The 12392-nt window shown below is 27.1% G+C and carries 7 protein-coding genes; 1 reads left to right on the forward strand and 6 read right to left on the reverse strand.

The window, feature by feature from the left end; genetic code table 11:
* The first annotated feature begins 342 nt into the window (after positions 1-342).
* Entirely contained in the window at positions 343-3468 is a 3126-nt protein-coding gene (locus BINT_RS02720; protein WP_014487023.1) for an efflux RND transporter permease subunit, read from the forward strand.
* Positions 3469-4409: 941 nt separating this feature from the next.
* On the opposite strand, the gene BINT_RS02725 is transcribed toward BINT_RS02720, so the two are convergent.
* From BINT_RS02725 to BINT_RS02750, 6 genes are all read right to left on the reverse strand, one after another.
* Positions 4410-5114 (reverse strand): B3/B4 domain-containing protein, encoded by a 705-nt coding sequence (locus BINT_RS02725; protein ID WP_014487024.1) that lies wholly within the window; start codon positions 5112-5114, stop codon positions 4410-4412.
* 148 nt (positions 5115-5262) lie between these two features.
* On the reverse strand, positions 5263-5466 hold the full coding sequence (gene rpmE / locus BINT_RS02730) for a 50S ribosomal protein L31 (RefSeq protein ID WP_020004042.1): 204 nt from the start codon (positions 5464-5466) through the stop codon (positions 5263-5265).
* Positions 5467-5694: 228 nt separating this feature from the next.
* Entirely contained in the window at positions 5695-7515 is a 1821-nt protein-coding gene (locus BINT_RS02735; RefSeq protein WP_014487025.1) for a methyl-accepting chemotaxis protein, read from the reverse strand.
* A gap of 117 nt (positions 7516-7632) precedes the next feature.
* Entirely contained in the window at positions 7633-9033 is a 1401-nt protein-coding gene (locus BINT_RS02740; protein WP_014487026.1) for a hypothetical protein, read from the reverse strand.
* 366 nt (positions 9034-9399) lie between these two features.
* Positions 9400-11250, reverse strand: coding sequence for a motility associated factor glycosyltransferase family protein (locus BINT_RS02745; protein ID WP_014487027.1), 1851 nt, complete (start codon positions 11248-11250; stop codon positions 9400-9402).
* Between the two features lie 101 nt (positions 11251-11351).
* Complete coding sequence (locus BINT_RS02750; protein WP_014487028.1) at positions 11352-12236, reverse strand: polyprenyl synthetase family protein; 885 nt, start codon at positions 12234-12236, stop codon at positions 11352-11354.
* Positions 12237-12392 lie beyond the last annotated feature (156 nt).

Consider the following 12392-nt stretch of genomic DNA (forward strand, 5'->3'; position numbering starts at 1 on the left):
CTTTTGCCTACGCTCTACGTGCCGTAGGCAAGGCAGCTACTCGGTGGTGCCTCATCGCAGTACGGCTCACGAAGTGTGCCTGCAGCAGCAACTTTTTGCGGCGGGAAAAAGTTGACTAAAAAATGACAAACTTAAAAATTTTTAGTATATATATTTTTATAATAGTTTTTATTAAAATAAAAATATATATTTTGTTATGCAATTATATGAATAATATAAATTTCAAATATTATTTATTAGTAGTTTAAAAGGAATAAAAATTTATAATAAAAACTATTGAATATTTTTTAGAATTTAATATCATATTTGCGTAATATTTTTATGATTTAAATTTACGAAAAAATGAAAAACTTTATTACTTTCATAGTAAATAGACCTACAACAGTATTTGTTACATTGGTATCCATGTTCATAATTGGATTTATCAGTATATCAAGACTCAGTATAAATTATCTTCCCAATATGGAAGTTCCTATTATAAGCATAAAAACAACTTATGATAACGCAGGAGCTGAGGAAGTAGAGAAATCTGTTACAAGAATAATTGAAAGTGCTGTGTCATCTGTTAATAATGTAAAAACTATTAAATCAAAATCCAAAGAATCAGAATCTAATGTTGAAATAGAATTTAATTGGGGAACGGATTTACAGACTGCTGCTGATGATATAAGAGAAGCTATTGATATGGTTAGATCTTCTTTGCCTGATGATGCAGATAACCCAAATATATCTAAATTTTCAACCGATTCAGAACCTATAATGAATATAGCTTTTTTTGGTACGGATAATTTAGCTTCTCTCTATGATTTAGTTGATAGTCAAATACTTACAAGATTGGAACAAGTTGAAGGAGTAGCACAAACAGAAATAAGAGGCGGATTAAAAAAGATAATTTGTGTAGATATAGATTTAAATAGACTTAATGCATATTCTATAAATATTAATGATATAGTACATACATTATCTTTAGAAAATCAGAATGTTGCAGGCGGTGAAACTTATGAAGGCGTATATAAATATAATATAAGAACAACAGGAGAGTTTAAAGAAGTTAATGATATTGAAGATGTAGTTATAATGCTTAAAAATCAAGTTTATCCTGTGAAGGTAAGAGATATAGCATATGTACATGAGGATTATGAAGATGATTCAGAAATCGTTCGCATAAACGGACAGAAAGCTTTAACTATTGCTGTAACAAAAGAATCAGGCGGAAATATTATACAGATAGCAAGAGATGTAGAGAAAAGGCTCAGTACTATTAATTTACCTTCAGGTGTTTATTATCAAATACTTTTCAATAGTTCGGATACAATAAAGAATTCTATTCATAATGTTTTGAATACAGTTTGGCAGGGAGCTTTATTTGCTGTTTTGGTTCTTATGATATATTTATGGGATATAAGAAGCGTATTTATAATAAGCATATCAATACCTGTATCTGTAATAACTACTTTTATATTGATGTATTTTTTCAATATCACTATTAATGTAATATCTCTTTCAGGGCTTGTGCTTGGTGTAGGAATGATGGTTGATAATTCTATAGTAGTGTTAGAAAATATTTTTTATTATAGCAATTATTATTCTAAATATAATATTAATAAAAATGATAAAAGAACTATTAAAATAAACAATATAAAATCTTCTATAATAGGAACAAATGAAGTATCTATAGCAATAACAGCTTCAACTTTAACAAGCGTATGCGTATTTCTTCCGTTTTTGTTTGTTAAAGGACAAATGGGACAGATGTTTAGTGATTTATGTATTACAGTTTCTATATCATTATTAACTTCTCTTTTTGTGGCTTTGACTATAGTACCGCTTTTAGCTTCAAGATTAAATAAATTAAATCCGGATAGTAAATTGAATTTATTATTAAGAAAATCAGAAAATTTCTTTAATAAAAATCTTCATAATAATGTAGAAAAATTTTATGTAAGCACTTTAGCGATAGTAATAAAAAATAAAAAGAAATCATTTGCTTTAATATCTGTTATATTGACTATATCATTATTTTTATTATTAATGAATATAGGTAAAGAAGGATATCCTGTATCAGATGAAGGTACTATTATATCAAGGTTAAGACTTCCTGTTGGGGCTAGGGTAGAGTTTACTGACATGTTTATAAATAAAATGGAGCATGATATAGAAAGTGCTGTTAGCAATAATATGGCATACTATGAAACGAGAGTGCGAACAGGAAGAAATGAACATCATGGAGAGGTTAGAGTAAAATTAATAGATAGAGAAAATGGAAGAAAACTTGATATTACTCATTATATAGAAAGTATAAGAAATAAAGTTAATGGATATCCCGGAAGAATAGAACTTAACTCTGAAAATACAGCTATGGGAAAACCTAAAAATTACAGTGCAATCATTATAGAGCTTGTAGGAGATGATCTTGACAGGGGATATGATGTGGCAAGCAATGTTATAGCTGCAGTTAATAATGTTGAAGGTGTTAGAAATGTTTTGATAAAAGAAGATGATTCTAATCATGAACTTATTTTTGATGTAGACAGAGATTTGGTATCTAAAATGGGAATCAATATTAATACCATTGCAAATATCATAAGAACTTCTTTCAGCGGTACAACAGCAAGCAAGATGACTTTAAATAATTCTATATATGTTGATACTGATATAATAGTTCGTTTGGAGGATAGAAACAGAGATGATATTTCAAGCATTCAAAAGATGATGATACCCACTTCAAATGGTATAGTTCCAATATCATCACTTGTAAGCATACATAAATCTACAGGACCTATAGAAATTAATAGAAAGAATGATAAAAGAATAATAGAGATCAATGCTAGTGCTTATGGAAGACCTATAAATGAAATCATTACAGATATTAGAAAAGAGCTTAATAAAATATACATACCAAGCGGATTTTCTGTTAATTTTTCAGGAGATTATGAGGATATGCAAGAAGCATTTGTCCAATTAATAGTATCTTTAATAATGGCTTTAGTATTTGTATATGCCATAATAGCTGGGCAATTTGAATCTTATATTACGCCTTTTGTTATATCTTTGGCTGTTCCTTTTGCATTATTCGGGGCTTTAATATTCTTGTACTTTTCAGGAAATACTTTAAATGTTTATAGCGGAATAGGTATTATAATGCTTGTAGGAATAGTTGTTAATAATGGTATAGTATTAATAGATTATATGAATAGGGTTGTAATAGAAAGAAATATAAGCTGGGATAATGCAGCATTAGAGTCATGCAAAAGAAGATTAAGACCTGTACTTATGACATCATTGACTACAATATTAGGATTATTACCTATGATTTTTGAAATAGGAAGCGGAAGCGAAATGTACAGACCTTTAGCTATAGCAGTTTGCGGAGGGCTTATATTCTCTACGATGTTCACTCTTATAATAATACCTTCCGTTTATTCTAGCTTCAGAAACAGATTCAATATGAAAATACGTGAAGATTAATTATTTATAAAAATAAACTACTGCATTTTGAATAAAATTAGTAATATAATGAAAGTTTATATAAAAAATTATAGTATGATTTATTTTTATGATAAATGTTTTATATACCTAAACAACTACATTTTGTCAAAAATAAATTTTTTAAATTTAAAATATTTGCAGGGCTTTGACGACCGCTCTGCGTACTTCGTAACACCCCCAGTTCTTTTGCGACCGAAGGAAGTACTGTAAGTATTGGCACAAAGAACCTTATATCCTCGACAGGCTCGGATACGCTTCGCGAAAGTGCAAATAATCAAATAAGACTAAATAATACTAACTTTGTTTTACATGTAATATAAATTATTAATTTTGTGCAATAATGAGTAATCAGCCGCACGTATAGAGGACATTTGTTAAGAATAAGTGATACCGTGCGGGAAGGTGCCGCAGCTCGCGGTTGACAAACTTAAAAAATTTTTAGTATATACCTAAACAACTATATTTTGTCAATTTTTTATTGTTCTTTTTCCCGCCTCACGCCTGCCGTAGGCACGCTTCGCCAAAGTTGATAAAAATACATGGTATTTTATTCAATGAGTGGTATTACTATTTAATTATAATATAATTATATTTGCCCGCCCTTTAGCCTTATAATACTTATTCTGTAATTTTTATACTATTTTTCTTAATTAACTTTAACTGATATTTTAGCTACCCACCCAAAAGTTTTTTAAATTCGTAATATTCTTACCGCACGCAGAATAAGATAAAAAATATAGATTTGTTTTTAATTCAGATTTTTATTATATTATAAATTTAGTTTACCGTGCGTTAATAAAAATTATAAATCTAATTAACGCTTGGGCGGGTGTGCTTTTTCAATGTACGCAATAAAGCCAATTTAAATTTATATTTTTAATTAAAACAATAAATTTAAAAGGGTGGGGATTAGAATAAAGTTAAAATTCCATATAATTATTTTTAGAATCTATAATACCTGTTTTTATATCGCAGTTAAAAAATTTTGCTAATAATTCAGCAAGTTCATCTCTAGCTTTGATAGCTTTATCATCATTAATACCAATAAAAGCATCTATAGGAAATATTATATTTGAAGAGTTTTCAGTGATTTTTCCATATTCGCTTTGTCTCCATATCCATCTTCTAGTTCTTATATCATGAGCAACAGCATAAACTAATTCATTATTATCAACTTTTTCTGTTTCAGTTTCTCCAAATGGAAGGAATGTATCATCATCTACAGAATATCTAATATAAAAATCTTCATTGTTCATAGAATCTAAATCATGAGCACCCATAGGAAGTTTATATTTAATAGAAACAGCATTAACTAAATCTACTACAGAATTTATTTCCGGCATTCCTTTATTTTTTGATATTCTTGTGAGTAATGCTTCTATAGAACACATGAATTTATTAGGATTGATATTTAGTTTTTGAAAAGCATCTCTATAACATTTTATATATTCGCTTTCTTTTATCTTTATATTTTCAAATTCTTTTTCAGCATTTGAAATACTTTCTTTAAGCATTATTGATATATCATTTATTTTATTTTGATTATTAATTCTTTTTGCAATTATCACAGCAACACACATATCGTTTAGAGTTTCGAATACTCTATCTTCTATTATAAATTTCATGATGAATCCTAATATTTAATTATTATTTAGATTGAGATTATTTTTTATTTGATTAATAAAGATAATATGTTCTTAATAAAAAAATAATTAGCCTAAGTTAAGAAAATAACTTAAACTAATTATTTTTTATACAATTTACTTTCATATATTATTTTTTTAAGCCATAACGTTTTTTAAATTTATCAACTCTTCCAGCAGTATCAAGAATTTTTTGTTTTCCTGTAAAGAAAGGGTGGCAGTTATGACAAATATCTACGTGTAAACTTTTTTGTACTGAGTGAATTTTAAAGTTAGCACCGCAAGCACAGTTTACATCTGTTTCAAAATATTGAGGATGTATATCTTTTTTCATTTTTGCTTCTCCCATTAAAAGTAAAATATAAGTAAGTATATATTATATTATAAAATCTTTCTTTTTGCAATACTGTAAAATAATAATTTTTAAATATTAGAATTAAAATATAAAAGCGAGTCGTAGCCAGCTAGTGAGTTTACTCGCTAGATTATTGTAGGGCACCAAAGGTGGACTTCGTCACGAGCATAACAATAATAATAATTTAATTAAAAATATTTCCTACCTCTAACTAAATTTGAAGTAATTTATATCATTAACTATATCTTCAGTCATATTTTTTACCTCATTGCTTGAACTAGCACTTTCTTCAGCTATTGATGAATTTTCTTGAGTGATGCTATTTAAAGATATTATAGTTTGATTAATCTGCATTATACTATTTTGTTCATTAAGAGCAGTTGTGCTTATCTCTGTTAATATATTAACCACTTCTTTAGCAGAAGATGAAATTTTTTGAAGAACATCTGTAGAATATGCTACTGACTCATTACCATGTTCTATTTTAGCAACAGTATCATTCACTATTTTTGTAATATTATTAGCCGCTTCATTAACTGTTTGTGCCAGAGAACGAACCTCGCTTGCTACTACAGCAAACCCTCTTCCTTGTTCTCCAGCTCTTGCAGCTTCTACTGAGGCATTAAGTGCTAATATATTAGTTTGAAAAGCTATTGACTGAATGAGTTTTGTTATATCTGATATTTGTTTACTAGATTCTGATATTTCAGCCATATTATTAGATATAACATTAACAGCCTCTACACCTGTTAATGTAGAATTAGCTACTTCTAAACTCATATTCTTAGCATGTTCCGTATTAACAGAGGTGTTTCTCAAAGAGTTAGATAAACTTTCTGTTGAGGCAGATAATTCTTCCAATGATGCTGCCTGAGATGTTGTTCTGTCTGATAAATTTTTGCTTCCATATTGTATGGTATCAATAGAAGAATTTATATTATTTATATTTTCTTTCAAATTATAAACAATTTTTCCTATATTGTCCTGCATGCTTTTGATATTTTTGTATAATTCAGCTGTCTGATCTTTTTTAGAAAGCATTTTTTCATTGAAATTACTATTGAAATAACCATCATTCATAAGTTTTATATTTGCTATAGCCTGATCTAAAGAAGCAGTTATAGGGTTAACTATTACAACAACTAAAACACTTTCTAACAAAATTATTATTATAAGAACAAATAATAATATAAACATAAGTGCTTTTATTTGATTTTGTACTTGAGATAAATTTCCGCTTAATACTATACTCCAAGGAACGGTTTCCAATTTTTGTACCATATACCAATTATTTTTATATATGTTTGTATAATTTTTACCATCAATTATATATTGCTGAATATTTGGGAAATTAATATCATTAAATATTTTATTATTTTCACTTAATATTTTATTTTCATCAGTATTATTAATAAACATACCATTTTTAGTAACTAGATTTACATTTTCTTCATAAATTGTGTTCTGAACTATATCATCCATTTTGGCAAAGTCTATAGCAACTACACCCTTTAACTGATTATTATTTGTGTATACTGCTTTAGCAAAAGTGATACATATTTTTTTTGTAACAAAATCAACATAAGGATCGGTTATATAAATATTTTTGTTATTGCCAACTGCAGACTTATACCATCCTCTAGAAGTCTGATCATAATCAGGAGGGAAAGGTTCTAAAGAGTTTATGAAGATACCGCCTGTAGGATATGGTATAGTATTTCCAAAATATATATTCATATAATCATCGCTAAGTTTTGCTATATTTGTTATAGCATCTCCGAAATATTCATAAGGTAAATCATTTATTTTGAGGTAAGAATCTAAAATATCTATTACCTCATTTACATTATTTAATTTTGATTCTATTAAGTCATGTATGCTTACTGCTTTAAAAGTTTTAGTATTAAAAAAAGAATTAATATAAATATTCTTATAAACAAATAATATTATGAAATACATAATAGTTAAAAATATAGCAAATGGTAAAATAAATTTTATCATTAGGGATATTTTTTTATTTTTTGACATATCAGTGCTCCAATAATATATTATATAATATAAGATTTTATTTATAAAAAAAGTGAGAAAATATAAATAATTATAATTTTCTCACTTTTTTCTATTCTTTATAATAATTTATATTTTTTAATTGTTCACAACAGTATCATAGTAGTTAACTATATACCAATAGTCTCCCATTCTTCTCAAAACGAAAGTTCTTTTTACAACAGGATCATAAATATCTCCTGTATCTGCATTAAAGTATCTATGATAAAGAGTAGCTTCTACTTCAGCTTTTTGTAAGCCATATTCCTGAGTAACAGTAGTTTTATCTATTGTATAATTTAAAAGTGTGTAAGTTACAGCAGGATCATACTCTTTTCTAATCATATCAAGTACAGAAGTATAATGTTCTTTAAGTTTAGCATCTTTAGTAGCAATTATATCCCTTTGAAGTTCTGCTATAAATGCATTTCTTACCTGTCTGTCATAAGCAGAAGTTAAATATTTTTTAAACTCTTCAAATAGAAGTTTTCTGTCTTCAGGTAAAGAAGTTCTATAGAGAATATCAAATCTTATAGCAAGCTCTCTTATATTGCTTGATTTATAAGCCATTTCCAAATTATTTAAGAAATTATTTCCAAAATTAGTTCTTAACATATTGGCACTTATATTATCTGAGAATTGAGTTCTTAAATAATTTTCAAAACTTAATTCTCTTGCTTTTTGACGAATTCCAGTATCTGTAAAATCCTCTAAATATGCATTGCTGTAATTATTTCTATAAGTTTCATAGTATCTTTGGCTTATACTTATTATAGAAGGCATATGCATATAAGTGTAATAATTAGTCCAATCTCTATTTTTCATAGCACTTAAAGTATTAGATATAATGCTTGATGGAGCATAATCATATAAAACACCTTGTTGCTGAGAAAGATTGTTATTATTAGTTATATAAACAGGTGCAGTATTTGTTTGTGTCTGATATACTCTTGCAGCTTCCAATAAGAAATAAGCAGTGTCGGCATGCATAGAGAAATTATCACTTATCTCAGGCATAGGGTTGAAACTGCATTCTATTCTATATCTTCCTATTTTATCGAAATGGAACCAATTATTCAAATCTATATAATATGAGAAAGTTTCTCCTTCATTAAGAGTGACTATTCTATCTTGAGAATTATCTAAGTTTCTTTCACTTTTATATTTCCAAATAGTATAATTATCTGATGATACTACAGGATTATTGTAATTATCATAAACTGTAAAGCTGTAATTATTAAATGGATTAACTGAATTTGTAAAACTTATAGTTCCCTTCTTAGCATGTATTTTTATTTCCATAGTTATAGGTTCGTTTAATCTGTATCTGTTTAAATCAAAATTCATGCTTATAGTGTAGCTTGAAGGAGAAACTACATTATCATTAGGATAAATTCTTTTTATCTTATCCAAAGTAATTGTATCTAAAAAGTTGTCATTTTGAGCGAATATATTAGAAAAGCTCATTATAAATAAAAGTAATAATATTCTATATTTCATATCTAATTACCTTAAAAAATACTATTATTATTCTTTATCGGCAAAAAAGAAAATAACATGAGAAAAATTATATATGATTATTATATCATAATATAAATTAAAAATATATATAGTGATGTTTATTAATCAGTAAATAATAAGATGAGAAAATTTATTTACATTCCCGCCCATTATTTTTTATTAATTTATTTTGAAATAGAAATTTAAATTTGTTTTTTGTTACTGTAGAAATTATAGCCCCGCCCTAGATTTTTTTAAATTTATAGCATTATATACCGCACGGTGAGCAAAGTTTAAAAATATTATTTTATTTTGAATTCTAATTTTTATTATATTTGAAATTTATCTAACCGTGCGTATAAAAAGTTATAATTCTTTGTTTATCTTTATTAATGCACGCTCTATTATATAATGATTAAAATCAATGCTGTCTTTCATAGCTTCATATAATTTGAAAGAACTTATTATAGATTTATGCATAGTTTCATCTTTAAAATCAAAACCTTCTGTTATAGTCTTGATAGTCTTTTGCATTGTAATACCTAAAAATTCATTAACTTTGCTTATAGTGAGTATTTTAGCATCGGATTCATCTAGTTTAGAAATGAGCTTATCTACTTTTCTATGCCTTGATAACTCATCATTTATCGTATAGCATAAATTAATAGCATCTTCAACATAAGGCTTTAATGATGTAATTTCTTTATCTATTTTTATTAATCCGTTTTTTAAATTCTCTAGTATTTTTGTTTTGTCTGATGTATTTTTGTCATTTTTATCTATTTGTATGTTTATATCATCAAATTTATCTATTAGTTCCTGAAGAGTAATATTCTCCATTGCTTTTATTATTACACCGCCTTCAGTGGCATTGTAGAATTTTATTTTACTATTATTGGCACATTGAGCTTCATACCAATTTCTGTACATATCGAATCTTGAATCAGTAAATACGCTCTCACCATAGATATTTTTCTCTTCTCTTAAATTCCCGGAAACAAGTACTTTATATATTCTGCTGTCATAAGAATCTAGCTTTCCTATTTCGGTGAAGAAATTTTCTTCATGATAGCTTCCTTTTATATGAGTTTGATGATTAGGGAAAGAGAGATCCAAACCAACCATTATTATAGGATTAGCTCCTATTTTTACAGCAAAATCATAAGCGGCAGTGGAAACGCTTCCTCCCATAGTAATATCGCCTCTATCCCCTAAAGGCTTCATAAAATATTTTGCAAGCGGGAATATTGAATCTATAAAAAATATTGATCCATTGAATGATTCTACAGCCTCATGATCAACAGAAGATTCAGATATTAATACAGTATCTTTAAAATGAATATTCCTGAAATATTTAGAATTTTTCTTTTGAGGGTCTATTGTAATTACAAAATGTGGAGATATGCTATGGGATGATAAAGGTTTCATTGCAGTATCAACAGCTATTATTATTGCTTTGTTTTTCATCTCTTTTAATTTTGTAATATTTTTTTCAAGAGAAGGACCTGCTGATACTATAACTGCAGGAATATCTTTGTATTTATTAAAAAATCTATTGACTCCATAATGAGTGGCAATTTCAACTGCATTAGAAGCTATATTATAAGCCCAAAGTTTATCAAATCTTGAAATAGTGTTTATATTAATGATTTTTTTATCTACTACAGAAAGTACTTTACTTTGATAATGCAAGGCTTCTTCAGCAAATAGGGTAGCATAAGACCTTGTAATAAAAAATTTTACTTTTTTTGTTGTTGTTAATGATATAAATTTCTCTATATCCTCATCATCATTTCCGCCTATAAAAAAGGTGATTTTATCATCTTCAAGTATTTTGTCTAATTTGAAATTATTTATTAATGTATTAAAAAAATTTATATCAGGTTCAATCACAGCGACAGAAACATTTAATTTTTTAACAGCATTAATCAAATATCCTCCGCCAATTCCAAATACAAATACTAAATCTAAATCCTCGTCATTTTCTATTTCTTTTATCAAAGTGTTAGCCTCTTTTATAGGGTCATAAGCACTATGAAGAAGTATTTGCTTGCCATTTTTTGTTGCTTTGGCAGAAGGTTTCTGTGATTTTGTTTCTATTACCTGTAAAATTATATCTGATTCTTTAGCATTATTAAGCATATTAATGAAATCATAAGGATATGCTCTGATATTTTTATTTATTGCTTCTAAATTGATTTTTTTAATTTCATTCATAATATATTACAAATTTCTTCTTATTATATTTATTTTTTATTTTTGTTATCGGAGAGTTATAAAAAGAGTTTAACCATTTGTAATGATGTTTATTTATATAGTTATGATTTTCTTTCTATTATGTAATTTGCTAATTCTATTAATATATTTTTAGCTTCACTATCTTTATAAGGCTTTAAATATTCAATAGATTTTTCAATTACTTTTTTGGCTTCTTCTTTTGCACCTTCTAGTCCGAACTGTTTTACATAAGTGAGTTTTCCTTCTTTTTCATCTTTACCAACAGTTTTTCCTAAAGTTTCATTGTCTGAAATAACATCAAGTATATCGTCCTGAATTTGGAAAGCAAGTCCTATAGCTTCACCGTATTTTGTTATATTTTCTATATCATTATCATTTTCTGAGGCAATTGCTCCTAGTCTTATAGCACCTCTTATCATAGCACCTGTTTTTTTAGCATGAAGTATTTTAAGCATATCAAAATTGATTTCTTTTTCTTCATAATATAAGTCTATAAATTGCCCCATAACCATTCCATTTATTCCTGCAGCATAACTCAATTCAAATAAAAGTTTTCTTAAAGTGCTGTCTTTAACATCTGTCTTTGAAAGTAATTGAAATGCATGAGTTAAAAGTCCGTCTCCTACAAGTATTGCATTAGCTTCACCGTATTTTATATGTGTTGTAGGTTTTCCTCTTCTTAAATCATCATTATCCATAGCAGGCAAATCATCATGAACTAAAGAATATGTATGTATAAGTTCTAATGCTACTGCAGGTATTATAGATTTTTTATAATCGCCGTTAAAAAGTTCGCATGCTAAACATGTAAGTATAGGTCTTAATCTCTTTCCGCCCGCATCCAATGGATATTTAAGCATTTCTATGAAACTATTTTCTAATTCTATGCTGCTTTTATCAAATACATTGTCAATAGTTTTATTGATTTCTTCTAGTCTTATATTCATATATTCTTTAAGATTCATAATTCAGTCCTGTTTTTGATGATTTTATTTATTATTATGTATCAATATAGATAGTATATAATAAGAAGTGAAAATGTAAAGAATAAAAATAATATAGTTTTATATAACTTATAGTTTATTAAGTTTAGAAATATTTACTTTTATTAGCCTTTTTGT

Origin of the sequence: Brachyspira intermedia PWS/A, assembly GCF_000223215.1 — a bacterium.
GTDB lineage: Bacteria > Spirochaetota > Brachyspiria > Brachyspirales > Brachyspiraceae > Brachyspira > Brachyspira intermedia.

Bases quoted from the DNA above. Each gene is read 5' to 3' on its own strand.
- BINT_RS02750 (WP_014487028.1), bottom strand. From the start codon at position 12,236: ATGAATCTTAAAGAATATATGAATATAAGACTAGAAGAAATCAATAAA.
- BINT_RS02725 (WP_014487024.1), bottom strand. From the start codon at position 5,114: ATGAAATTTATAATAGAAGATAGAGTATTCGAAACTCTAAACGATATG.
- BINT_RS02740 (WP_014487026.1), bottom strand. From the start codon at position 9,033: ATGAAATATAGAATATTATTACTTTTATTTATAATGAGCTTTTCTAAT.
- rpmE (WP_020004042.1), bottom strand. From the start codon at position 5,466: ATGAAAAAAGATATACATCCTCAATATTTTGAAACAGATGTAAACTGT.
- BINT_RS02745 (WP_014487027.1), bottom strand. From the start codon at position 11,250: ATGAATGAAATTAAAAAAATCAATTTAGAAGCAATAAATAAAAATATC.
- BINT_RS02720 (WP_014487023.1), top strand. From the start codon at position 343: ATGAAAAACTTTATTACTTTCATAGTAAATAGACCTACAACAGTATTT.
- BINT_RS02735 (WP_014487025.1), bottom strand. From the start codon at position 7,515: ATGTCAAAAAATAAAAAAATATCCCTAATGATAAAATTTATTTTACCA.